This window comes from Arthrobacter sp. 3Tela_A (genome assembly GCF_049311025.1).
Classification (GTDB): domain Bacteria; phylum Actinomycetota; class Actinomycetes; order Actinomycetales; family Micrococcaceae; genus Arthrobacter_B.
In genome coordinates, this window is sequence record NZ_JAXIOM010000040.1 from 1 (window position 1) to 22,861 (window position 22,861).

Here is a 22,861-nt window from a genome sequence, read left to right on the forward strand (position 1 = left end):
CGGACCACATGTCTTACCCCGGGATCACGGCCGTCGACCTTTATTCCGAGGGGGCCGGCGCGGGCCGGCCGATCCTCTTCCTGCACGGCGGGTTCTGCTCGCTGGAGGCGCTGCAGGAACAAGCCGACGCCCTGGCCGGTGAGCGGAGGGTATACGCGTTCGAGCGGCCCGGCCACGGACGGTCGGCGGACATCGACGGCGGCTACAGCTACGAGCGCGGGCTCTCGGACACCCTGGCCTACCTCGATGCCGAAGGCCTGGAATCGGTCGATGTGCTCGGCTTCAGCGACGGCGCGGTCCTCGGGTTGATGCTGGCCCTGCAGCACCCTGATCGGGTCCGCTCCCTGATCGCCATCAGCGGGAACCTTGACCCCTCGGCGTTTCAGAACGACGCCGGTGCGCTGCCGGTGCTCGGCCCGCCCATCCACGCGGCAGCCAAGGACCCCAACAAGCCGGACCGGGAACGGCTCGCCTACGAGCGGCTGTCTCCGGACGGCCCGGACCACGCGGACGCCGTCATGGCAAAACTCTTCCGCCTCTGGACCACCGAACCGCACATCAATCCGGCAGACCTGAGCCAGATCACGGCGCCGACGCTGATCATGTCGGGGGACCGGGACAGCATCCGCCCGGACCACAGTCTGCTCATGGCCGCCTCTATCCCGGGAGCGCAGCTGTGCATCGTCCCCGGCGCCGGCCACGGCCTGATCGCCGAGCGCCCGGCGCTGGTGGGCGCCGTCGTCCGCGAGTTCCTGGGCCAGCTGTCGTAATCAGCACGCCTGCCGGCCGCTTGAGTCCAGGGGAATCCGGTGGCTCACGTGGGTGATGATGTCCGCCAGCTGGAGAAGAGTGGCTTCGCGGGAACCGCTGGCGTCAACTGTCCTAAAACCCGGATATGAATCCAGTTCCCTGTAGCCGGTCCGGAAACCCAGGAGACCATCGATGGTCTCCTGGTCCTCGCCGCGCAACCTGATCCGCTCGTAGGCCTGTTCAGCCGGGATGTCGAAGTACACCACCGCGTGGGCCCGCGGCAGGATGCCCGCCAGGGCCATAAGCGCAGTTCCCCGGCGGATCCCGCGCGCCTTCCGCAGGGCCGCCTGGCAGTAGAGGTGGCGGTCCATGATGACCAGCCCGTCAAAGCGCGAGGCCCGCACCTGATTGATCAGGACGTTGACCACCCTGACGGCCGTTTCCAGCGCATCCACAATCCGGCCAGGGACACGGACCCGGTGACGCAGGGCCCAGCCGGCGATGGTTTTCCGTCCGGAATAATTGCCCAGAACCAGCACCGGTGTGGATGGAAACAGATCCTTGAGGGACCGGGCGGCCGTCGTCTTGCCGGAACCGTCAATGCCCAGCAGCACCACAATGGTGTTTCGCCCCGGAGCGTGTTTCATGCAGACGGGTGCAAGGCCGGAATCCATCAGGCTCGAAAGGGTGCCTCGGCGGATGATCCAGCGGGCAGGTAGTAGGAGTTCATTTTTACGACTCTAGGCGGTGAAGATGAGCGGCAGCAGGGAGCCTCTAAGGGCCCCGCGGATGGAACGAACGGATTCGCTGCTACCCCCGCGACCGGCGCAGCAGCCAGACAAAATACGGCGCACCAATTAGGGCAATCATGAGGCCGGCCGGGATCTGCGCCGGGCCAATCAGCGTCCGGCCCAGTGTGTCCGCGACGGAGACCAGCAGCGCGCCCAGCAACATGGACAGCGGAATCAGCCGGCTGTGCCGCGCCCCGGCAATGAACCGCGCCAGATGCGGAGCCACCAGGCCTACAAATCCGACGGCGCCAATCGCCACCACGCTCAGCGACGCCAGTACCGCGGCAGCACCAAGCAGCAGGAAGCGGGACCGCTCCAGCCGGACGCCCAGGATGCGGGGAGTGTCGTCGTCGACCGCCAGCAGATCCAGCCGGCGCCGCAGCCCGAACACCAGCGGCACCGCCAGCGCCAGGCCCACCGCCACCGGCACGACGTCGGGCACCGTCCGGCCGTAGGTGGTGCCGGAGAGCCAGGTGAGGATTCGCGGCGTGTTCCACGGGTCCGCGCGCAGCAGCAGGAACGTGGTGAGCGCGCTGAGGCCGTAGCCGCAGCCAATGCCGACCAGCACAAACCGGTCCGGCAGCAGGCCGCCGCGCCAGGCCAGCAGGGCGATCAGCGCGAAGGTGGCCAGTCCCATCAGCACCGCCATGGTGATGAGCATGGGACGGCCGCCGCCGATGTTGGAAGTCACCACCGTGACCGCACCCAGCCCGGCGCCGGCGGTGATGCCGAGGATTCCGGGTTCGGCCAGCGGGTTGCGAACGGTTCCCTGCACCACGCAGCCGGCCAGGCCCAGGGCCGCGCCGGCCAGCACCGCGGCGGCAACCCGCGGGAAACGGTCGTCCAGTGCCCGGCCGATCAGGTCCGGGGCGGACCCGTTCAGCCACAGCGCGAGATCGCCTGTGCGCAGCCACAGGCTGCCGGCGAGCAGGCCCACCAGCACCGCGGCCGCGAGGAGCAGTGCGGAGACGGCGACTGCGGCGAGGAATCGGCGCCGCGTCCGGACACCGAGGCGGCCCTGCGGCGGCATCGAGATTGGGCCGGAATCCCGCATCCGCATCGCCAGGACCACAATCAGGACGGCACCGAGCAGTGCCGTGGGAACACCGGTGGGAATGGAACTGGCACCTTCTGCGCCGAGGATTCCGCGCAGCCCGGCGTCGGCCAGCAGGATGAGCAGCGCTCCCAGGAGGCCGGAGACGGGCAGCAGGAAAAGGTGCCTGCCGAGCACCGGTGCGCGGCCGGCCAAGAGGCGGGCCAGCACCGGGGCGCCGAGCCCCACAAAGGCGATGGGCCCGGCGAGCGTCACGGAAATGCTGGTCAGCAGCACGGCGCAGAGCACGGACAGCACCCGGGTCGAGGCGACGGGAACACCCAGGGATGAGGCGGTATCGTCGCCGAGCTTCAGGACATCGAGCCGGCGGCAGAGCAGCAGCGCGACGCACAGCATCGCAATGATCACCGGGGCCGCCCGGACGGAGGCGTCCAGGTTCAGCTGCGCCAGCGATCCGCTGCCCCAGGCGAACAGGCCGGTGGTGTTTTCCTTGAACAGGATGAGCAGCATGGCCGTGCCGGCGTCGAGCGCCATGGCGATCGCGGAACCGGCAAGGATCAGGCGGGTGGTGCCGGAACCGACGGAGCGGCCGGCCAGGCCCAGCACGACGGCGGCGGCCAGCACCCCGCCGGCGAACGCGACCGTGCCGGAAGCCCACGGCGGAACGGACAGGCCGAAGGCCGCAACCGCGGTCAGTGCAAAGTATGAACCCGCAGTGACAGCGAGCGTGTCCGGGGAGGCCAGCGCGTTCCGGGTCACCGACTGCAGCAGCGCGCCGGCTACGCCGAGGGCAAACCCGACGGCAACTCCGGCGAACAGGCGCGGCAGCCGTGAGCCCACCAGCACATCGGCAACGGGAACACCGCCCACGGTTTCCTCGGCTCCGCCGAAGAGCCGCCACAGGTCCGCAAGCCCCGCGCCGGAAGTTCCCTGGGTCAGGTGCCAGGCACCGGTCAAGACGACGGCCAGCAGCAGCACCGCCAGAACGGCCAGGCCGCCGGCAGTGTGCTGGAGGAAGTTATGCAGGGGCAGCCGCAGGCCCGTGCGGGCCTGCGGCTGCGTTACGTCCCGCGTTTGGTGCGGTGCGCTCACTCCGCCAGCATGGCGTCAACGTAGGCGTCGATGGCCTGCTGGTTGGACAGCGGGCCGCCGGCACCCCATACGCCTGCGGGGAAGGCGAAGGCGCGGCCTTCCTTCACTGCGGGCAGTGAGGTCCAGATGGGGTTCTTCTCGAGTTCGGAGACGTAGCCGCCCACTTCCTCGTCATTGGAGTAGAAGAGGTTCGCGCTGCCAACAGCGGTGAGCCCTTCAATGTCCGTCTGGCCCAGGCCGTAGGCCGGATCCACGCCGCCGTTGCCGTACTTCGAGTCAATGTCGTCGGTCCACGCGGAGGTCAGGCCCAGCTCTTCGCCGAGGGCGGTGAAGAGTGCACCCTGGCCGTAGGGGCGGATGGTGACGTTTCCGCCCTCCACCCAGCCGTCGAAGAAGAGGAAGTCGGTGGTGGCCAGATCAGCATCCGCGACCTTTTCCTTGGCGTCGGCCAGGTGCTTGTCGAAGGATTCCAGGACCTGCTCGGCCCGTTCAGTCCGTCCGGTGGCTTCAGCGATCATCGAGAAGACGCTCTTCATGTTCCCGATCGGGTCCGCGCCGTTCGCGCCGAGGGTTGCCAGCACCGGCACGCCGCGCTCTTCGAGCTGGGCGATGATCTCGTCGTCGGCGCTGAACGCCTCCACGATGATCAGGTCCGGATCGGCCGCGTACAGGGTGTCCAGGTCCGGCTCGCCGCGGGTGCCAATGTCTGCGACGCCTTCTTCGGGGAGGGTTTCGGCACTGACGTAGGTGCCGTAGCCTTCGGCGTCGGAGACGGCCACGGGGGTGACGCACAGAGTGAGGGCGTCCTCGATCTGCTGCCATTCCAGCACGGCGATGCGCTCGGCCGGCTTTTCCAGCTCTACCGTGCGCCCGACGCCGTCGGTCAGCGAGACCGGGCCGGTTGACGTGGCGGTGGTGTCTGAGGCGCATGCCTCGGATGTGGCGGCCGTGGCAGCGTTGGCCGGTTCCTCGACGTCGGTGGTGCCGCAGGCGGACAGGGTGAGCGCGGCTGCGGCAAGCATGGAAGCTGCTGCGGCGAGCGGGCGGACTCGGTTCATTCTTGGGGTGCCTCTCGGGTGGGTGTTCAGGGTGAAACGGGAACTGTGGTCCGGTGCCGGGCGGTGTGCCGGCCGAGCGGGTCGATGCGGATGCGCCGGGTGTCCGGCTCCACGGTGACCTGGACCCGGAGGCCGTAGACCTCCGAGATGTTCTGTTCAGTCAGCACCTGGTGCGGTTCGCCGGCGGCGTGAATCCGTCCGGCGGACATCAGCAGCAGCGAATCGGCTACGCGGGCGGCGTGATCGAGGTCGTGCAGCACAATGCCGACTGCGACTCCGCTGTCCGCGAGGTCCCGCACCAGGTCCAGGATCTCGATCTGGTATCTCAGGTCCAGGTGGTTGGTGGGTTCGTCCAGGAGTACGACGCCGGTGTCCTGGGCCAGGCAGGCAGCCAGCCACACACGCTGGATCTCACCGCCGGAGAGTTCGCTGACGGAACGTGCCGCCATGACGTCGACGCCGGTGGAGACCATTGCGCGGTTGATAACCGCATGGTCTTCGGCGTCGAGTCCGGCGAAGCGGCGCCGGTAGGGATGCCGGCCGAAGGCCACGACCTCCCGCACGCTTAGTCCCTGCGGGGCGGGGCGGGACTGGGAGAAGAGAGTTACTTCCCGGGCGAAGTCCCGGGAGGTCAGCGCTGTTGCGGAACGTTCACCGCCGGTGCCGCGGAGGACGATCTCGCCGGCGTCCGGGCGGTGCAGCCGGGCCATGGAGCGCAGGAGGGTGGACTTGCCGCTGCCGTTGGGGCCCACCAGGGCCGTGACCTGCCCAGGCTGGAAGGTCAGGGAAACCCCGTCCACCACGGTGTCCTTGCCGTAGCGCAGGAGCATCTGCTCTCCGGTGAGCGACGTCGACGGCATGACCTCCGGCTGCGCTGCCGGTTCCCGGGTGCCGGTCCGCTCAGGGCGCGGGGTGTTACTCCGGGACATGGCAAACCTCAGGGCTGAAGGAAAGAAGGACGGGCGTTGCAGGCGGGCGCGGCCGTGCCGCTGGAACCGCCGCGGAGTTGGTAAGGCTTGCCTTGCCTAAGCAACAATAGAAGCTGGGCCGGGCGGACGCAATCTGTGTCTGCCGGGACGTCACACAGCGTCCACAACCCGGCCTGACCTGCCCGTACGGACCAAATCAACAGAGCGAGAACGCACCATGAGCACTACCCCGGCACCGGCTGACCGCCCCGAAGCTACTCCCGTCCCAAACGCGGACCGCACAGTGACCGTCTGGGAGGACGGCATGAAGTTGGACTTCACCTTCGCCGACTGCATGCGCTACCACGGCCCGGGCTTCCCCGGCGGTGTGGCCCATGCGTTCGCTGCGCTGGGCCGGGCGCTGCCGGAACTGGCGGCCCGCACTGCCGGCGGCCGCGTCGAGCGCAGGCAAATCCGGGTGCGCACTGCCTTCCCCGGGCCCGGTGGGCGGGACGCCATCGAACTGGTCACCCGTGCCGTGACGGGGGAGCGCTTCGAAGTAGTGCCGGAATTGGCCCGGCCCGAACGTGGCAGCACCCTGGCCCGCTACGTTTTTGAGATCAGCGCCGGTGATTCGACGGTCACCTGCGTGCTGCGCGATGACGGAATTGTGGCCGATGAGTTCATTGAGCTGGGTGCCAAGGTGGAGAAGACGGACGCGGAACTGGCCAGGGTTGAGGTTCTCAAGGTGGAGATGCGGGACCGTATCCTCAGCCGTGATCCGGCGATGGTTTACGACCTGGAGGGTTAGGGAACGGCAGCCCCGGCCAGGTGCTACTGCGCCGGGGGCGGCGGCTGCACTGGAGGCGGCTGTACCGGGGGCGGCGGAGGCTGTCCGCCGTCGTACCGGGGGCCGCCCGCCGGCCCTGTGACCGGCCCTGTCCCCGGATCAAAGCCAGCGCCAGCCGGCAGCTCGCGGCGCCACGGCCGCTTCTCGTAGATGGCCAACAGCTGCGCGCCGAGGCCGAAGAACACCATAGCGAACCAGACCAGGACGTTCAGCCACGGGATCTGCAGCGCGATGATGAGGATTAGCCCGCCAACCAGGGCCATGATCACGGGGTGGCGGCGGCCGCGGAAGATCAGCCGCCCGATGTAGTACGCGCCGAAGACGAACGTAGCCAGCATGAGAGTGAGCCACACCAGCAGGGCAGCCAGGGCGAGCGGCGCTCCAATGACCGTAAACAGCAGGAGGAGCAGCACCAGGGGAACGGCAATGAACGCCACGAAGCCCACGAGCAGGGCCTTCCAGGGACGGGGGATCAGCTGGTCGGTCACCCGGTGCAGCAGGCGGGGGAGGAGCCAGCCGGCCGCCACGGTGATGAGGCTGAGCGCAACCAGCGAGTAAAGCAGCCCCAGCAGCCAGCCGACAAACCGTTCCCCGGGGGAAGGCTGGTCTTCGGGTTCCGGAACGATCTGCTCAATGGTTCCGCTGACCGCGCCGTCGGAGATGTCTGCTTCGTTCGCGGAGTTGTAGGTAACGTTGCCGCCCACCGTTCCGTCAATCGTGAGGTCACCGACGCCTACGGCGATGTCCCGGCCAATCTCACCGGCAATGTCGATGTCGCCCGCGGCGCCCACCAGGTCATCGCCAAAGGAACCCGTGTCCGTGACGTCGATCGTCGATGCGAAGATGGTGCCGCTGCGGGAGACTTCCCCGCTGATGGTCACATCCTGCCCGGCGAGGCGCACGTTGCCGTCAACGTCTCCGGTGATGTTGATCGTCTGGCCGGCCGCAATGACGTCGCCCGTCACGTTGCCGGAGATGGTGATTCGCTGTCCGGACACGTAGACGTCGCCGGACACGTCATCCCGGACATCGACGTTCAGCCCGCTGTAGAACTGCGGGCCCGAGCCGTCGTTGTCCCCGTAGGGTGCAGCCGTCAGGGACTTAGGGGTGGAGGCGAATGCGCCGGTGCCGGTCAGCAGGAGCAGAAGCATGGCGGCGAGAACTGCGGGAAGAACCCGTCTCTGGGATGAAGGAGGTCTCATTGCGTTGCCTTTCAGGTATCTGCAAATGAACGCATCTACGACGCTTTTGATCCTGACTCGGGCGAAATCCGTTGTTTACGTCAGGGTTCACGGCAGCGGAGTCCCTGCGCCCATGATCGCCCCGGCGAAAGCAGCTGTAAAGGCACCGCCGGCAGCTGCGGCAAACCCCTACAGATCCCGCACCGCGCGGATCGCAGCCGCGGCTCGGGGAAAACCGACGTACGGAAAGCACTGGACCAGGGCCGCGATGACCACCGTTTTGGAGCTGCCCGTCTGCAGGCAGGCCCTGCCGTGCGGGCCAAGCTGGGCTGCGGTATCCCCGATCGCGGCCAGCGCGCACAGCACCAGCAGCTCCCGCTGCGCCAGGGTGAGCCCTCCGCGGGTGTAGAAATCACCGAAACAGAACTCCGTCAGGAACCGGGGGATCACTTCGTTGAACGGCTCCGGCAGATCCGAGAGGTCGTCCTTGATCTCCGTTCCGTACAGCGGAGTCTGCAGGGCCAGGCCGCGCTCGTACCTGGCGGCGTCGTCGACCGTTCCCTGCTCCGGCAGCGGGAGGGCGATGCCGTGCTCCGTGAATACCGCATCGATGGTGGAAACGGCGTTGAGGGTCCGCGGAAAGCCGATAAAAGGCGCCAGCTGGTACAACGCTTCCCGAAGCTGCACCGGCGTGACGCCCGTGGCAAGCGCGCCGGCGGCATGGGCACGGAGCTGCGGCAGGGTCTGCAGACAGGTCAGCACCGTGACAGTGATCAGCTCACGGGTCTGGTCATCCAGCACCCCGGTACCGAAAACGTCGCCAAAGATGAAGCGCCGCAGGATTTCCATCAGCTCGGGATCATCCTCAGGGATGCTCTGGTCCCGCGGTCCGAACAGCCGGGCGTACGTCGCCTCAGCCTGCTCACGCCGGGATGAAGGCTCCTGTGGGCGGTCTTCTGCGGGCACGATGCGCTCCTTCGGCCGGGTTCTGCGCGGCTGGACCCCTTTCCCATGCAAGCACGCCGGTGCGGGGTCTGCCAGAGACCCCCGGGGGAATGAGCGCAGCGGGGGCCGCGTTGTCCCAGGCATGAGCAGCACACCGCCCAGCGCCCTGTACGTTCCTTCCTCCACAGCCGATGCCCCGGGCACGCCCCACGTCGCCGTGATTGGCGCCGGCAAGGCCGGCACCGCCATTGCCCGCTCACTGCTCGACGCCGGCTACCGGGTTTCCATCTCTGCCTCCGGCGATCCAGCCAGGCTGGAGCTGATGATCGACTTCGTGACCCCCGGAGCCGAACCGAAGTGGACGCGCGACGCCGTTGCTGACGCAGACCTGGTGGTTCTGGCCCTGCCGCTGCACCGGTTGAAGACCGTTGATCCTGCCCTGCTGGCCGGACGGGTGGTCGTTGACACCATGAACTACTGGCCGCCGGTAGACGGCGAAATCCCCGCCTTCGCCGCAGGGACCCGGCCGTCCACCGAAGTGGTGGCGGAAATGTTCCCCGGTGCCGCCGTCGTGAAGACCTTCAGCCACACCGGCTACCACCACCTGGAACCGGACCGCCGTCCGGCCGGGCATCCGGAGCGGCGGGGCCTGGCCGTAGCGGGCAACGAGCGCGACGCCGTCGCCCTGGTCGCGGACGTTGTGGACCGGATCGGCTACGACCCGGTCCCTTTGGATAGCTTGGCCGGCACCGGTTTCCTGCAGCCCGGCGGACCGGCCTTCGGTGCGCGGCTGACCGCCGCGGAGCTGACCGAACTCGCCGCCGTCACGGCGCCCGTGTCCTAGGCGAGGCCTTAGGGAACCGCCGGGAATTTTCCCGCGGCCGACGTTGCTTGCACACACCACAACCACCGAAGGGATGCAGACATGGCGACACTGGGAATCATCGGAAGCGGAAACATTGGATCGGCTGTGGCACGGCTGGCCGTGGCAGCGGACATGAACGTGGTCATCGCGAATTCACGCGGTCCGGAATCCCTGCAGGACCTGGTCGCTGAGCTGGGCCCGCTGGCCAAGGCCGGAACGGTGGAAGAGGCAGCCAATGCGGGCGACGCCGTCGTGCTCTCAATCCCCCTCAAAGCGGTAAAGGACCTCCCCGAAGGACTGCTCGCCGGGAAGCTGGTGCTGGACACGAGCAACTACTACCCGTCCCGCGACGGACGCATCCAGGAACTGGATGACAGCACCGTGACCACCAGCGAAATGGTCCGGGACCAGCTGGGTGCGGACCAGTACGTGAAGGTTTTCAACAACATCCTGGCCGCGCACATCCCCGCCCTGGCCCGCCCCAGCCGTGCCGCGGACCGCTCCGCGCTGCCGATCGCAGGCGATGACGCCGCTGCCAAGGCCGAAGCAGCAGCGATCATCGACCAGCTTGGCTACGACACGGTCGACGGCGGGACGCTGGCTGAGAGCTGGAAGTTCGAACCCGACTCTTCCGGTTACACCCGCATCTACTGCGCGGACCCGAACGTGCCCGACGAGAGGCTGATGGACGCCGAACCCGCCACAACCCCGGCGGAAGACGTGCAGTCAGCGCTCGACGCCGCCACCCGGGTCAACGTGGCGGAGCGCCGGTTCTAGACGCGCATCAGAGGACGCGGATCAGGCGAAGGGTGAACAGCCCCACGGAAATCACGACCGCAGCGATGGACACCCACAGGGCAGCCCGCTGCAGGGACCGGTTTCCGGCATGCTGGCGCAGCCTCAGGACCGCCCACGTGAGCATGGCGATGGAGAGCAGCGGAAACACGTAGAACACCAGGCCGGCGACCGAGCCGGCAAGCAGCCAGATGTCCGCCCAGGACCTGGGCGCTGCCGGTGCCGGGACGGCGGGCGCAGCGGTGCTCGCGGCGGCCACGTCCTCCACCGGACCAAAATCGGCGATAACGCGCTCAGCGGTCTGCTCGGAGTTCCCGTGCAGGCTGAGCATCTCGGCGGCGTGTTCACGCATGGCCTGGACCGTCTCGGCGTGTTCCCGCGGGTCCGCTCCCGTCAGCGCCCGGTCCAGGTCGGCGAAGTATGCCTCCAGCAGTTCCGGCATTCTTTCGGTGGTGCTCATGAAGTCTCCTTAATGGCGGCTGTTACATCCGCGGCGAACACGTTCCAGGTTTGGGTAAAGACCTTCAACGCGGCCTCGCCCTCGCCGGTGAGGTGGTAATAACGCCTGGGTGGTCCGACCGGCGACGGCTCCAGCGTGGTGGTGACCCATCCCTGCTGCCGCAGCCGTGAAAGCAGCGGATAAAGGGTGCCTCCGCTGGCGAACAGGATCTTTCCTTCCCCGAGGCGCTCGGCGATCTCCAGGCCATAGGCGGGTCCGGAGCGCAGGCAGGCAAGAACGCAGTAGTCCACAGTGCCTTTGCGGAGCTGCGTCAAAACCGACTCACGGGATGGTGTCATGCACTGCACGCTACTGGTAGCTTGCAATGCATGCAACCCCTCGGGTGCATCTAGTCAGTTTCACGGGGCTGCCGGTTGTGTGCCTCGAAATTACGCCGCCCATTCCGCTGGCCGAACGCACGCGGGACCATGGCAGGGGGAAGAACGATCCGCCAATCCGGAGGAGCCGGACGATGATCCTGAACGAAACCTATACCCTCGCCAACGGCGCCTCCATTCCCAAACTGGGGTTCGGCACCTGGTTCATTGAGGACGGAGCCGCTGCGCAGGCGGTGCAGGACGCGATCGGAATCGGCTACCGCAACATCGACACTGCGCAGGCCTACGGCAATGAACGGGGCGTCGGTGAGGGTGTGCGCTCCAGCGGCGTGCCGCGGGATGAGCTGTATGTCTCCAGCAAGCTGGCTGCGGAAATCAAGGACTACGACGGCGCGGTGTCCGCGATCGACGGATCGCTCGCCGCCATTGGCCTGGACTACCTGGACCTGATGATGATCCACAGTCCACAGCCCTGGAACGACTGGCGCGGTGGCTCCTATGCCGAGGGAAACCGCGCAGCGTGGCGGGCACTGGAAGAAGCGCACGACGCCGGGAAGCTGCGGGCCATCGGTGTCTCCAACTTTGAGCAGGCGGACCTGGAGAACATCCTCGCCGCGTGCACCGTTCCTCCACAGGTCAATCAGGTGCTGCTTCATGTGGGAAACACACCCACGGAACTCCTCGACTTCTGTACGGAGAACAACATGCTTGTGGAGGCATATTCACCGATCGCGCACGGGGAGATCCTGGGCAACGCTGAGGTGGGCGTTATGGCGGAGCGGTACTCGGTCTCTGTGCCGCAGCTATGCATCCGGTACGCCCTGCAGCTGGGCACCGTGCCGCTGCCAAAAACCACGAACCCCGAGCACATGCGCACCAACGCGGACGTTGACTTCGTCATCTCCGACGCGGACATGGAGGCGCTGCACGGAATGAACGTGACCGACTACGGCAAGTCCGGCAAGTTCCCGGTGTTCAGCGGGAAATAGCTGCCTTCGGTGTTTAGGAAGCTGCCGCTTCTTCGCCGGGGGCCTCTTCCCAGCGGCGCGAGTACTGGCCGATTGGTTGCAGGGCGCGCAGCAGATCAATGCCGCGTCCGGTGAGGTGGTAGCGGATGCTTACCGGCACGGTGGGTTCCACGATGCGCTCCACGAGTCCGTAGCCCTCAAGTTCACGGAGCCGGAGGGTGAGCATCCGTGCGGACAATCCCTGGACCCGGTTCTGGATCTCCGTAAACCGCTCGGCGCCCGTGCCCAGGGCCAGCAGAATGCCGCCCACCCAGCGCCGCCCAACGATCTCCATGACGGTGGTTAGCCGCATGCATTGCTCATCATCAATGCTGAACGGAGGGGCTGGCCTATTTTTTGAAGTCACTTACGAAAAGTAAGTCGCTTATGCGGTGGTTGTCAACGTTTCGGGGCGAGCAGATGCTGAAGGCATGCCTGATTACCTGCACCCGCTGCGTTTTGGCAGCTTCATCACCCCGCTGGCTTCCGCGCCGCAGGTTCCAGTCGACCTGGCCCTGCTCAGCGAGGAGCTGGGACTGGATCTGGTCACTTTCCAGGACCACCCTTACCAGCCGAAGTTCCTGGACACCTGGACCCTGCTCTCCTGGGTAGCTGCCAGGACCTCGCACATCCATGTCTCGGGGAACGTGCTCAACCTGCCGCTGCGGCAGCCCGCGTTACTGGCCCGCTCCCTGGTAAGCCTTGACCGGCTCAGTGGCGGACGGGTGGAACTTGGCCTCGGTGCCGGGGGTTACCTCGACGCTATCGCAGCAATGGGAGCACCGAAGCTGACCGTGGGAAATGCAGTCAGCGGACTGGAAGAGGCGCTGGAGATCATCCGCGGAATCTGGGACTCCGAGAACCCGGAGCCCTTACGCGTGGACGGCCAGTTCCACCGGGTGGACGGCGCCGCGCGGGGGCCGGCACCGGCTCATGACATCCCCATCTGGCTGGGGGCATACAAACCCAGGATGCAGCGAATCATCGGTAGGAAGGGCGACGGCTGGCTGCCCAGCCTGCCGTGGATGAAACCCGGCGACGTCGACCGCGGCAACCAGGTCATCAACGAATCCGCGCGCAAGGCAGGGCGGGACCCGCGGCAGATTACCCGGTTGCTGAACGTGACACCGCAGTCCTCCGCGGAAGACCTGGCAGAACTGGCCACCGGGCACGGCATGAGCGTGTTCATCCTCGCCTCGGATGACCCGGCGGAGCTGCGGCGGTTTGCCGAAGTCACCACGCCCCGGGTCCGGGACCGGGTGGCGCAGGCGCGGACGGCCCGAGCCCGTCCCGGTAGCGCAGTTCCGGCGTCAATCCCGAATACGGTGCCGGGTTCCACCCCTGCTGAACCTGCACCGGCACGGACGTTCCACGGTGACCCGATCCCGGAAGCACTGGCTGCCCGGACACTGTTCCCGGGCGATCCAGGGTACGCCCGCTACACGTCCAGCTACTTCCGCGGGGCCAGGCCCGGCGTCGTCGTCCGCCCCGAAAATCCAGCCGAGGTGCAGGAAGCGGTGCGCTTCGCCGCCCGCCACCGGGATGTTCCGTTCGGGATCTTCAGTGCCGGGCACGGGCTCTCAGGCAGGTCGCTGAACACCGGTGGAATCGTGCTGGCGCTCGATGCGCTGAACTCCATTACCGTCAGCGACGGCAACCGGATTCAGGTGGGGCCGGGCGCTCGCTGGGGCGAAGTGGCACAGGCGCTGGCACCCGAGGGACTGGCGGTCACCTCCGGGGACTACGGCGGAGTCGGCGTCGGAGGCCTGGCCACAACGGCCGGGTTCGGCTGGTTTGCCCGCGAACGCGGCCTGACCATCGACTACCTGCGCTCCGTGGACGTTGTCACCGCAGACGGGGCCCTGGTGCACGCCAGCGCGGACGAAAACAGCGACCTGTTCTGGGCTGTGCGCGGCGCGGGCGCGAACTTCGGCGCCGTCGTCTCCTTCGAATTCGAAGCGCACCCGGTAGCCGCTCAGGTGGGTTTCGCGATGCTCGTGTTCACTCCCGATGACGTCGCCGCATTCATGCAGGCGTGGGGAACCACCGTTGAGGCAGCAGATCCCATCGTCACCGGATCGCTCATGGTGGGACTCGCCGGGGCCGGCAGACCGTCCGCGGTCCAGGCGGTGATCGTGGTGGACTCCAGTGATCCGGACGCCGTGCTTGAGCAGCTGCAGCCCTTCGCCGCGCTGGCGCCGCTGGCCGACCAGCTGGTTCAGATGATGCCTTACACGGCCTTGATGGAGGTGCCGCTGACAGGTGAAGGTCAGTCCGGCAGAGGCGAGCCGCACGGCCATTCCGGCCTGGTCCGCCACCTGGACGCCGACGTCGCGCGCGGCCTGGCGGGAATCATGGCCACGGACCGGCCCTTCTTCCTCAGCGTCCGTTCAGCCGGGGGAGCCGTGGGCAGTTATCCGGCCGACTCCACGGCCTTCGGGTGGCGGGATGCGAACTTCCTGATCTCCCTCCTGGGCGGCCGGTCCGACGACGTGCAGCAGCGCTGGCGCGACCTGCTTCCGCTGATGGAAGGCATGTACCTCAGCTTCGAAACGGACACCGGGCCCGACGTCGTCGCCCGCGCCTTCCCGCCCGGCCACCTGCTGCGGCTGCAGGCGCTCAAGGCAACCTGGGATCCGTCCGGGCTGTTCCGCGACAACTTCTTCATCGCCCCTGAACCGCAGCCGGCGGGCCCGAGTACCGTGCCCGGATCGATCCCGGCCGGCTCCACCTCGCGGGGGGTGTGATCTTGCCGCGCTGACGGAATATCCGCGCCCGGGCTGCGGGTTGTTGCTGGGTGTACGAACGTCGGGACAACCCCTGCCCTGATGCGATCGAGAGAAAGCACCCGTCCTAGTGAACCTGTTTACCCCGCTGACCGTCGGCACCATGGAACTGCCCAACCGGCTTGTCATGGCCCCGCTGACCCGCATGCGCGCCAACCTCGACGGCGTCCCCACCGACATCATGGTGGACTACTACCGCCAGCGCGCCTCGCTGGGCCTCATTGTCAGTGAAGGCATTTACCCGTCCTTCACCGGCCAGGGCAACACCCGGATGCCCGGCCTGGTCACCGAAGAACACGTCGCCGGCTGGAAGCGCGTCACCGACGCCGTGCATGAAGCCGGCGGGCGGATCGTCGCCCAGCTGATGCACTCCGGCCGCGTTGCCCACGAGAACGTCAGCGGCCGCCAGCCGGTAGCTCCCAGCGCCATCGCGCTCTCCGGTGAAGCACACACGTACGACGGAAAGAAGCCCTACCCGGTGCCGCACGCCCTGACCGAAGCCGAGCTTCCCGGCGTCGCACAGGAATTCGCTGCCGCCGCCGCGAACGCCGTCAAGGCAGGGTTCGACGGCGTTGAGCTGCACGGTGCCAATGGTTACCTGCTGCAGGAATTCCTCTCACCCGTCTCCAACACCCGCACTGATAACTACGGCGGATCCCCGGAGAACCGTGCCCGCTTTGTCCTGGAAGCCTTCCGGGCCGTAGTCGAGGCCGTCGGCGCAGAGCGCACCGGCATCCGGATCTCCCCGGAGCACAACATCCAGGACGTGCTGGAAACCGACCGCGACGACGTGCTGGCCACCTACACGGCACTGGTGGACGGCATCGCACCGCTGAAGCCGGCCTACCTCAGCATCCTGCACAAGGACCCGGCAGACGATTTGGTCCAGGAACTGCGCCGCCGCTTCGCCGGACCGGTCCTGCTGAACACCGGCTTCGGGGTGGAGACCACCCGCGAGTCCGCCCTCGCGCTGCTGGACGAGGACCTGGCTGACGCCGTCGTCGTCGGCCGCCCGGCCCTCGCCAACCCGGACCTGGCCCGCCGCTGGCAGGAAGGCGCGGACCTGAACGCACCGGACTACTCCACGTTCTACACGGACGGCGCTGCCGGCTACACCGACTACCCGGAGCTCGCGCCGGTTTCCTAGCCAGCCTGGTTCCGGCCGGCTGCAGCCGGCAGCCCCCACCGTGCGGGGTTACCGGCTGTGGTCGGCCGGGTCCGTCTCATCTGCGGACAGCGATTCCAGCCGGCGGAGGTCCTCAGGGTGCAGCCCCGGGTGCTTCCGGAGCGAGTCAAGGAGCAGGTTCATTTGCCGGTGCAGCGGCGCTGAACGTTCGGGACATCCCGCGTCGTTCACATGGGTGATGAGCATGCGCAGCACCCGGAGCAGCGCTGCGGCAACCTCGGGCTGGTCCAGACATGCCTGGCGCAGCTGGTCGAACGCGTGGTCGACGTACTCCTCGTGATCCAGGTTCCATGGCTGCACCAGGACTCGTCCGGCGCTGTCCCGGAGGGCTTCCGGTGCCAGCGGGGCAGTGAGGATACCGCGCAAAAGGCTTCCGAGGCGGAGCGTGATTTCCACAGCAGTGGTGGGGTCGTTGATGGCCGAGCTGAGCGCACGCAGGCCGATGTCCACGAGCTGGCGGATCGCGAAATCCGCGTCCTGCAGCATAGTGCGCGCATCTGCCACCTCGATCGCTCCCGCGAGTTCCTGCCGGCTGTCCCCGGAAGGCGCAGGCCATACGGACAGCAGGGGCTCATCCGCATGGACATACGCGCCGATGCGGGTTTCCAACCGAACCGTGGTGCCCGGCGGAACCGCAGCCAGAAGACGGGTACTGTCCACCTGGCTGACCCATCCGCTGACGGGACAGCAGATCACGGCGGCATCTGCCGGCGGGTGGAAATCCCGCGGATCCGCGGCCTGCAAACCCGTTGGTGCCTTGTCCAGTTCCGCGGCCACGCGACCGCCTTCCGGCGATTGCGCGGGCCAGGTTGCCGACCTGAAGCCCACGGGAGAGATGGTCCAGGTGGGCGATGATGCCCACCACGGTGACCAGGGTAAGGACGACTGCAAGTGTCAGCGAAATCCGGGGTGCGTCAGCGGCAGGGTCTCCGCTGAGGCTGGGCAGGATCAGGATGCAATAGAAGAACGTACCCACCAGAAGGCCGATCACGCCCTGGCTCAGGCGGTCCCGGATGAAGGACCGCATCACGCGCGGAGAGAACTGGCCGCTGGCCAGCTGCAGGCTGACTACGGTTAGGGAGAAGACGACGCCGACCGTGGTGATCATGGCTCCGGCCACCGTGGCCAGCAGCCAGGTGGCGGCATTGCTGCTCATGGCCAGGGTCAGCGGGATCCGGGCATCGTGGCCCAGCGCACGGTCAAGGGCAGCAGCGCCGATCGCAAGGGCTATGCCCGCGAGCATCACCAATGCCGGAAAAAGGAACAATGACTCGGCGAAGCGGTAACGCATCGCTGCGGCGCGCAGCCGCAAAGACTTTCTCCCACGTGCCATGCGGCTCGAGACCTCCTTGACCGGTTACGCCGTTGCCCGGCGGGGACCGGCGTCGAGTTTCTGTGCCAGCCCCGACAGCAGGATATCCAGCCCTTCGTGACGCCCGGCAGCGCCGTCGAGCCAAGAGCGGAGCGTAGTGGATCTTGTTGCCCGCCCGTCCGGTCAGGAAACGGTTCAGCTGCGCCTCGACGGAGAGCGCCCGCAGGGGCTACTTCTTGGCGTCAGTGAGGACGAGTGAATAGGCCACCGGATCACCGGCCGGTTGCACATCGACACTCAGTTTCGGCCCCGCGACAAGGTCTCCGAAGACTGTGCGGGTGGGGCTGTCTGCGGTGCCGCAGGGAACGGTCACGGGTTCTGAGTCGAGTACGCGGATGAGAAGCTCACCGTCTGACGAGCAGGTCAGGTACGTCGCCACCACTTCACCGTGGGTCCCGAAGGTTCCCTTTATGGCGCCGCTGGAAGTTCCGGATGTGCTGCCCAGGAACTTCTCCTGCGCGGGGATGGAAGGAGAGCTGCTCGGCTCATTGGTGTCGGGTGCAGGGGCGGCCTGGGAACAGCCGGCAAGCGCCAGCGCCAAGATTCCCGCGGCGGTCAGAACTTTGGTACGCATATTGCCTCCCGGATCGTTCCAGCCCAGCTAAACGTCCCGGGGGACGGCGGCTGATCAACGTTGACCTTACGAATTGTCAGCCTACAACATTGCGTTTTTTGCTCATGAAACGTTCGCTCCGCTTTGTGCCTAATACGTGCCGGCAAACCGGAGTAAGTGGCACAAAGCGGAGCGAATTCAAAAACGGTCAGGCAGGGGACTAGTCCTGGGAGGTATCCCAGCCGTAGTCGGGATAGGCAAAGAAGTCGTCACCGTTGAGGGTGTCCACTTCGCCGGTGGCCATGGAGTCGATCAGTGACTCCAGACCCGTCTGGACAGACTGGACCAGCATGCCCTTCATCTTCTGACCGAAGTCATCCGACTGTCCGCGGACTTCGAACAGCACAGTGGCGGAACCATTGAGAGCAAAGGCCGACCTGCCCTGGCCGGCGTATTCGCGGTCCTCGGGATGGAAATAGCGTCCGACGGCGGCGAGCGGGGACTGCGATCCGTAACTGTCCCGGATACCGTCGGCAACGGCCAGGGCGTAGCGGCGGGACTTGTCCTGGTCCAGCAGCGGCCACTGCTGCTGGTAGGCCGCGCCGTCATTGACTCCCAGCGGCGGGTAATCAAGTGCCACGGAGATCTGCTTGCCGTCCTGCGCTCCGCCGGTCAGTGAGTTGCACGGACCCATGTGGTGCAGGTCCACGACGGCGTCGACTTCGCCGAACTCTTCCCGCAGGTCAACGTAGACATCGCGGATGGTCTGGGACTCGGGGGAGAGGAAGAATCCCGCGTCACGAGGATCTCCCGGAAGGTCCTCCGGCTGGGGGACATAATCCAGATCAGCGTTGAAGTCCCGGTTCAGGTCAAAACCGGGGAGCTCGATGCCGTCGCCCCGCAGGCTGTGATACCAGGCCCGGGGAGACCCTTCCAGCTGCGGATGGCGTTCCTCGATTTCGTCCCAGGAGATGACGTTTGCGCGGCGGTTCAGTTCGCCGCCGTCGGGGTTCACCATGGGCATTGCCACCAAGGTGACATTCTCAAGTGCGCGGCGGGTTGCCGGATCATTGCTGGACCCCAGTTTCTTCAGGATTCCCAGCAGGGCTTCCGTGCCGGTCCGTTCATTGCCGTGGATGGCGCTTTGGACCAGCAGGACACGGTCTCCCGTCCCTACCCGCGCTGTGTAGATGTCGCGTCCCTGCTGGGTCTGGCCAACGACGTCGACCTCGACTTTTCCTTTGCTGGTGCGCTCAATGCGCTCCAGGGCTGAACCCAGTTCCGCATGACTGGTCCAGCCGCTGAAGGAGGGGTTATCAAACAGCTTGCAGGTACCTTCGCCTGACGCTTTGGCCACCTGAGGGGCGGCCGTCGCCGGGCCGGCGACCAGAAGAGTGCAGAGCAATGCTCCGGCACCAACGGCGCCGAATAATCTGCGAGAAGTGCGAGGATGAAATTTCAAGGTGAGACTCCTGCCTTATGTGAGTGGGGCAGGCTAATCGTTTCCCGGGATACGTTCCGCGGATAGTGGCGGGTGAATAACTCATTCCACTATCGAATTCAGCTCTGGTCGACAGCCTTTTCGAACAATAGAATTACCCACTGCAGTTCCTTTTGTGCCGGGCAGGGGCATTTCGCTCCGCTTTCCTCACCAGCCCTCGGTCAGCACCCGGTCCAGCATGGCCAGGAAGAACCGGGCACTTTCCGCCGTGAAGCACAGTGGCGGTTTGACCTTGAGGATGTTCTGCCGGTCGCCCGTGGGCAGCACGATCACGCCGAGTTCGAGCATGCGGTCACAGATCGCCCGGGTCTCCTCGGCAGCCGGCTCCAGCGTCTCCCGGTCCCGGACAAACTCCACACCCTGGTACAGGCCCATGCCGTGCACCGCGCCGATCAGCGGATGCCGGTCCATCAGCTCCCGGAACCCGTCGGCCAGCACCTGCCCCACGGCGTCGGCATTTTCCTGCAGCTGCTCCTTCTCGATGATGTCCAGCACGGTGACCCCGATCCGGCTGCTGAGCGTGCTGCCGCCGCCGGAGGAGAAGAAGGAGCCCTCACCGGCCAGCGCAGCCGCGATCTCCCTGCGTGTGATCACGGCACCCAGCGGATGCCCGTTGCCCATCGCCTTCGCCATGGTGATGATGTCCGGCACCACCCCGTGCTCCTCAAAGCCCCAAAAGTGCCGGCCCAGCCGGCCGTAGCCCATCTGCACCTCGTCGCAGATGTTCACCCCGCCGTGGGCACGGACCGCGGTGTACACCCGCTCCAGGTACCCGGGCGGGGTGCCGATCGCGCCGGCGTTGCCGTTGCGCGGCTCGGCGATGAACGTGCCCGCCGGGGTGCCGGCGTCGTGCAGCTGCTGCAGTTGGAGCTCGACGTCGGCTGCGTAGGCAGCGCCCGCGCCCCCGCCGCGGTGCCGGCCGCGGTAGGCGTTCGGGGCGTCCGCGACATGCACCCAGTCCGGGCGGGTTTCAAGCGCCCGCGGGTTGTCCGAGACGGAGGTGGAGACGGCATCGGCGCCCAGCGACCAGCCGTGATAGGACTCGTGCACACACAATACGTCTGCCCGGCCGGTGAAAGCCTTGCCCAGCCGCAGCGCCAGTTCCACCGCCTCGGAACCGCTGTTGACCAGCAGCACCGTGTCGAAAGAGTCCGGCACCGTGGCCAGCAGCCGCTCGGACAGTTCGGCGACCGCGGCGTAGTGGAACCGCGAGTTCGTGTTCAGCCGCCGCCACTGCCGAGCGGCGGTCTCCGCGACCTCGGGGTGGCCGTGTCCCAGTGCGGTGACGTTGTTGACCATATCCAGGTAGTGCCGCCCGGTGGTGCTGATCAGGTGTTCTTTCCAGCCGCGTTCGATCCGCGGCGGAGCCTGATAGTAGTGCGCCTGCAGGGCGTCGTAGGCGCTCGTCCGGCGCTCCAGCAGCTCCTCCGCCCCGGCATCCCCCAACTCTGCGGGATCAATGCCGAGCAGAGGCGCCGGATCCAGGAACGTGGCCGCGTAACCGGGGAACTCGCTGGCCTTCACAAAGCGCGGAGGCATCCCGGCCGCCGGATAAGTGCCGGGTATCTGCAGCCAGACAGTCAGCCCGTCCGGGCCGGTGACTCCGATCCTGGCGCCGGCCTCCACCGGTCCGTCGGCCAGGTCCAACGTGGCGGCGGAGAGCACGACGGCGGCGTCCCGGCCTTCCAGCCGGAAGGACCCGTTCCCGCCGTCGGACAGGGTCCCGGCGAACGGCGCGTGGATGGCCAGCGGTGCGGGGGCATGAACCTCAGCGGCGAGGGCCACGTTCGCGGGTTCGTCCGCGGTGTTCGCGGCGGCGCGGGTCAGGCGGGCTTCCCCGAAACTGGTCACCACGGGGGAGCGGCCGGCGGCGGCTTCGGCGATGATCCGCTTTTCCTCGGCTGGACCGTCCAGCCAGGACCCGTCATGGAAGTCCTCGCTGTCCCAGCCGAATTCCACGCGGACCGGTTCGCCCAGTTCGGGCAGCAGGGGCAGCCAACCGGATGCGTGGCGCTCAGCTGAAACGCTGAGGCACAGTGCCTGGCGGATCGAGGCTTCCGCCGCGTTCCAGTCGTAGCTGGCCGGGACCTCGAACATGGCCCATTCCCGGTCCAGGGCGTCGGAGGCGTAGTCGTTGCCGGCGTCGATGGTGACCTGGTGCTCGCCGCTGACCGCCAGCACGGCCCCGCGCAGGACGATCAGCGGCCACAGTGCCCGCACCTCGGCGTCGGACAGCGGGGCGTGCGCGTGGAACGCCTGGACCATGGGCAGCACGGTGAGCGGGTTCGCCGGATCGTGGTGGAGCAGGGCGGAGCATCCAATGGCCAGCTCGGCTACCCGCCAGCTGTACATCGCGTCGCTGAAGTCGATGATCCCGGCCAGTTCCACACCGCCGCCGACGCCGGGGGTGCAGACCACGTTGTCATCAGTCATGTCACCGTGCACTGCCTGGACCGGCAACTGGTCTTTCAGCGGGGTTAGCGCGGTGCCGACCCGCTCGAGCGTTTGCAGCAGCAGGGCCTGTTTCCATTTCTCGCGGACGAAGGGCACCAGTGCCGCCACCACGTCTTCACCGTTCCGCAGGTCCCACTGCAGGGAGCGTTCCAGGCCCGGATGTTCAAAGCCGGCAAACGCTTTACTGGTCCGTCCCAGCCACTCGCCGAGCGCAGCGCGCAGGGGCGCTCCCAGATGCGGCCGGTCTATGACCGGGGTTCCTTCCACAAAGCTCAGCAGCCGCAGACAGTGTTCCCGCCCGTCCAACACTGCGTTTTCCACCAGTTCCCGGTTGACGGACGGCTGCGGCAGGGGCGTGGCAAACCCGGCGGCGGCGAGCCGCTCCATGGCGGCGTTCTGCGCTTCGATTTCCGTGCGGGTGAACGCCGGGTTGCTGATCTTGAGCAGCTGCCGGGTGCCGTCCGGGGCGGTGAGCCGGAAGTTCCGGTCCTGCTGGCTGCCCAGCTCCTTGACCCGGGACACCTCCAGGCCGTAGATCTCCCCGGCCAGCCGGACGGCGTCGTCAGCGGTAACAGCGGGGCGGGGCAGGCCCTCGGGCTCGATCAGTGCAGACATGTTCCATCCCGGATCAATGGCGAAAGCGAGTGTTCAAACGGTGCCCCGATCGTATTCGGCCCCTGAATGCGCCTTCAATGAATGCGGAGATTATGACGCCGGAACGGCCTGGCGCGGGCTGGTGAATCGTTCCAGGGCTCTCGTGCCGGGCCGCGCTTCCCACGTTCCGTGACACCTGTTGACTGATGTGACCTCATCCGTCCCGTCAGCCACAGATCGTGGGAAGGGTGGGCGCGCGCGGGGGGATCCCGGCAGCCGGGC

General features: G+C 67.0%; 19 protein-coding genes and 2 pseudogenes. 7 read left to right on the forward strand and 14 right to left on the reverse strand.

Features of this window, described 5'->3' with window-relative positions; all coding sequences use genetic code 11:
- On the forward strand, positions 1 to 770 hold a 770-nt coding region (locus TVC13_RS12135), incomplete at its 5' end, for an alpha/beta fold hydrolase (protein ID WP_422401449.1).
- Here the strand turns inward: TVC13_RS12135 and TVC13_RS12140 are convergent.
- The 4 genes from TVC13_RS12140 to TVC13_RS12155 form a co-directional block, all read right to left on the reverse strand.
- Complete coding sequence (locus TVC13_RS12140) at positions 771 to 1,397, reverse strand: AAA family ATPase (protein ID WP_422401450.1); 627 nt, start codon at positions 1,395 to 1,397, stop codon at positions 771 to 773. It abuts the gene before it with no gap.
- Between the two features lie 163 nt (positions 1,398 to 1,560).
- Positions 1,561 to 3,633, reverse strand: a complete 2,073-nt coding sequence (locus TVC13_RS12145; RefSeq protein ID WP_422401481.1) for an iron ABC transporter permease — start codon at positions 3,631 to 3,633, stop codon at positions 1,561 to 1,563.
- Between the two features lie 50 nt (positions 3,634 to 3,683).
- On the reverse strand, positions 3,684 to 4,745 hold the full coding sequence (locus tag TVC13_RS12150; protein WP_387011983.1) for an iron-siderophore ABC transporter substrate-binding protein: 1,062 nt from the start codon (positions 4,743 to 4,745) through the stop codon (positions 3,684 to 3,686).
- Positions 4,746 to 4,771: 26 nt separating this feature from the next.
- Entirely contained in the window at positions 4,772 to 5,674 is a 903-nt protein-coding gene (locus TVC13_RS12155; protein WP_422401451.1) for an ABC transporter ATP-binding protein, read from the reverse strand.
- Positions 5,675 to 5,891: 217 nt separating this feature from the next.
- On the opposite strand from TVC13_RS12155, the gene TVC13_RS12160 reads away from it, so the two are divergent.
- Positions 5,892 to 6,464, forward strand: coding sequence for a hypothetical protein (locus TVC13_RS12160; protein WP_422401452.1), 573 nt, complete (start codon positions 5,892 to 5,894; stop codon positions 6,462 to 6,464).
- Between the two features lie 23 nt (positions 6,465 to 6,487).
- Here the strand turns inward: TVC13_RS12160 and TVC13_RS12165 are convergent, their stop codons facing one another.
- Both TVC13_RS12165 and TVC13_RS12170 read right to left on the reverse strand, forming a co-directional pair.
- Positions 6,488 to 7,705, reverse strand: a complete 1,218-nt coding sequence (locus TVC13_RS12165) for a hypothetical protein (RefSeq protein ID WP_422401453.1) — start codon at positions 7,703 to 7,705, stop codon at positions 6,488 to 6,490.
- 168 nt (positions 7,706 to 7,873) lie between these two features.
- The gene (locus TVC13_RS12170) at positions 7,874 to 8,650 is read right to left on the reverse strand and encodes a carboxymuconolactone decarboxylase family protein (protein ID WP_422401454.1); all 777 of its coding nucleotides are present in this window, start codon (positions 8,648 to 8,650) and stop codon (positions 7,874 to 7,876) included.
- A 121-nt stretch (positions 8,651 to 8,771) separates the two neighbouring features.
- Here TVC13_RS12170 and TVC13_RS12175 point away from each other — a divergent pair, with 121 nt between their 5' ends.
- Positions 8,772 to 9,473 carry an NADPH-dependent F420 reductase gene (locus TVC13_RS12175; protein ID WP_422401455.1) on the forward strand — a complete coding sequence of 234 codons (702 nt, stop codon included), beginning with the start codon at positions 8,772 to 8,774 and terminating at the stop codon, positions 9,471 to 9,473.
- 75 nt (positions 9,474 to 9,548) lie between these two features.
- Positions 9,549 to 10,271, forward strand: a pseudogene (locus TVC13_RS12180) (NADPH-dependent F420 reductase); the annotation flags it as partial.
- A 7-nt stretch (positions 10,272 to 10,278) separates the two neighbouring features.
- On the opposite strand, the gene TVC13_RS12185 reads toward TVC13_RS12180, so the two are convergent.
- On the reverse strand, positions 10,279 to 10,749 hold the full coding sequence (locus tag TVC13_RS12185; RefSeq protein ID WP_422401456.1) for an HAAS signaling domain-containing protein: 471 nt from the start codon (positions 10,747 to 10,749) through the stop codon (positions 10,279 to 10,281).
- Positions 10,746 to 11,087 (reverse strand): PadR family transcriptional regulator, encoded by a 342-nt coding sequence (locus TVC13_RS12190; RefSeq protein WP_422401457.1) that lies wholly within the window; start codon positions 11,085 to 11,087, stop codon positions 10,746 to 10,748. The genes TVC13_RS12185 and TVC13_RS12190 overlap by 4 nt, the downstream gene beginning before the upstream one ends.
- A gap of 173 nt (positions 11,088 to 11,260) precedes the next feature.
- Between TVC13_RS12190 and TVC13_RS12195 the strand changes: the two genes are divergently transcribed.
- The gene (locus TVC13_RS12195) at positions 11,261 to 12,115 is read left to right on the forward strand and encodes an aldo/keto reductase (protein WP_422401458.1); all 855 of its coding nucleotides are present in this window, start codon (positions 11,261 to 11,263) and stop codon (positions 12,113 to 12,115) included.
- A 13-nt stretch (positions 12,116 to 12,128) separates the two neighbouring features.
- Here the strand turns inward: TVC13_RS12195 and TVC13_RS12200 are convergent, their stop codons facing one another.
- Positions 12,129 to 12,446 (reverse strand): winged helix-turn-helix transcriptional regulator, encoded by a 318-nt coding sequence (locus tag TVC13_RS12200; RefSeq protein ID WP_152225557.1) that lies wholly within the window; start codon positions 12,444 to 12,446, stop codon positions 12,129 to 12,131.
- 118 nt (positions 12,447 to 12,564) lie between these two features.
- Between TVC13_RS12200 and TVC13_RS12205 the strand changes: the two genes are divergently transcribed.
- On the forward strand, positions 12,565 to 14,880 hold the full coding sequence (locus TVC13_RS12205) for an LLM class flavin-dependent oxidoreductase (RefSeq protein WP_422401459.1): 2,316 nt from the start codon (positions 12,565 to 12,567) through the stop codon (positions 14,878 to 14,880).
- 109 nt (positions 14,881 to 14,989) lie between these two features.
- Positions 14,990 to 16,066 (forward strand): alkene reductase, encoded by a 1,077-nt coding sequence (locus TVC13_RS12210; RefSeq protein WP_422401460.1) that lies wholly within the window; start codon positions 14,990 to 14,992, stop codon positions 16,064 to 16,066.
- 48 nt (positions 16,067 to 16,114) lie between these two features.
- Here the strand turns inward: TVC13_RS12210 and TVC13_RS12215 are convergent, their stop codons facing one another.
- The 5 genes and pseudogenes from TVC13_RS12215 to TVC13_RS12235 form a co-directional block, all read right to left on the reverse strand.
- Positions 16,115 to 16,933 carry a DUF2254 family protein gene (locus tag TVC13_RS12215; protein ID WP_422401461.1) on the reverse strand — a complete coding sequence of 273 codons (819 nt, stop codon included), beginning with the start codon at positions 16,931 to 16,933 and terminating at the stop codon, positions 16,115 to 16,117.
- Positions 16,905 to 17,438, reverse strand: a pseudogene (locus TVC13_RS12220) (DUF2254 family protein); the annotation flags it as partial. The gene TVC13_RS12215 and the pseudogene TVC13_RS12220, both read right to left, overlap by 29 nt.
- 208 nt (positions 17,439 to 17,646) lie before the next feature.
- A complete protein-coding gene (locus TVC13_RS12225; protein ID WP_422401462.1) occupies positions 17,647 to 18,051 on the reverse strand; it encodes a hypothetical protein in 405 nt (134 codons plus the stop codon).
- 199 nt (positions 18,052 to 18,250) lie between these two features.
- Positions 18,251 to 19,492: a M14 family zinc carboxypeptidase gene (locus TVC13_RS12230; RefSeq protein ID WP_422401463.1), complete on the reverse strand. Its 1,242-nt coding sequence runs from the start codon at positions 19,490 to 19,492 to the stop codon at positions 18,251 to 18,253.
- Between the two features lie 186 nt (positions 19,493 to 19,678).
- Entirely contained in the window at positions 19,679 to 22,600 is a 2,922-nt protein-coding gene (locus tag TVC13_RS12235) for an aminotransferase (protein ID WP_422401464.1), read from the reverse strand.
- Positions 22,601 to 22,861: the final 261 nt, after the last annotated feature.

Coding starts and splice junctions, on each gene's coding strand:
- TVC13_RS12185 (WP_422401456.1), bottom strand. CDS start 10,749: ATGAGCACCACCGAAAGAATGCCGGAACTGCTGGAGGCATACTTCGCC.
- TVC13_RS12235 (WP_422401464.1), bottom strand. CDS start 22,600: ATGTCTGCACTGATCGAGCCCGAGGGCCTGCCCCGCCCCGCTGTTACC.
- TVC13_RS12150 (WP_387011983.1), bottom strand. CDS start 4,745: ATGAACCGAGTCCGCCCGCTCGCCGCAGCAGCTTCCATGCTTGCCGCA.
- TVC13_RS12165 (WP_422401453.1), bottom strand. CDS start 7,705: ATGAGACCTCCTTCATCCCAGAGACGGGTTCTTCCCGCAGTTCTCGCC.
- TVC13_RS12205 (WP_422401459.1), top strand. CDS start 12,565: ATGCCTGATTACCTGCACCCGCTGCGTTTTGGCAGCTTCATCACCCCG.
- TVC13_RS12160 (WP_422401452.1), top strand. CDS start 5,892: ATGAGCACTACCCCGGCACCGGCTGACCGCCCCGAAGCTACTCCCGTC.
- TVC13_RS12225 (WP_422401462.1), bottom strand. CDS start 18,051: ATGCGTACCAAAGTTCTGACCGCCGCGGGAATCTTGGCGCTGGCGCTT.
- TVC13_RS12140 (WP_422401450.1), bottom strand. CDS start 1,397: ATGAAACACGCTCCGGGGCGAAACACCATTGTGGTGCTGCTGGGCATT.
- TVC13_RS12155 (WP_422401451.1), bottom strand. CDS start 5,674: ATGTCCCGGAGTAACACCCCGCGCCCTGAGCGGACCGGCACCCGGGAA.
- TVC13_RS12190 (WP_422401457.1), bottom strand. CDS start 11,087: ATGACACCATCCCGTGAGTCGGTTTTGACGCAGCTCCGCAAAGGCACT.
- TVC13_RS12195 (WP_422401458.1), top strand. CDS start 11,261: ATGATCCTGAACGAAACCTATACCCTCGCCAACGGCGCCTCCATTCCC.
- TVC13_RS12200 (WP_152225557.1), bottom strand. CDS start 12,446: ATGCGGCTAACCACCGTCATGGAGATCGTTGGGCGGCGCTGGGTGGGC.
- TVC13_RS12175 (WP_422401455.1), top strand. CDS start 8,772: ATGAGCAGCACACCGCCCAGCGCCCTGTACGTTCCTTCCTCCACAGCC.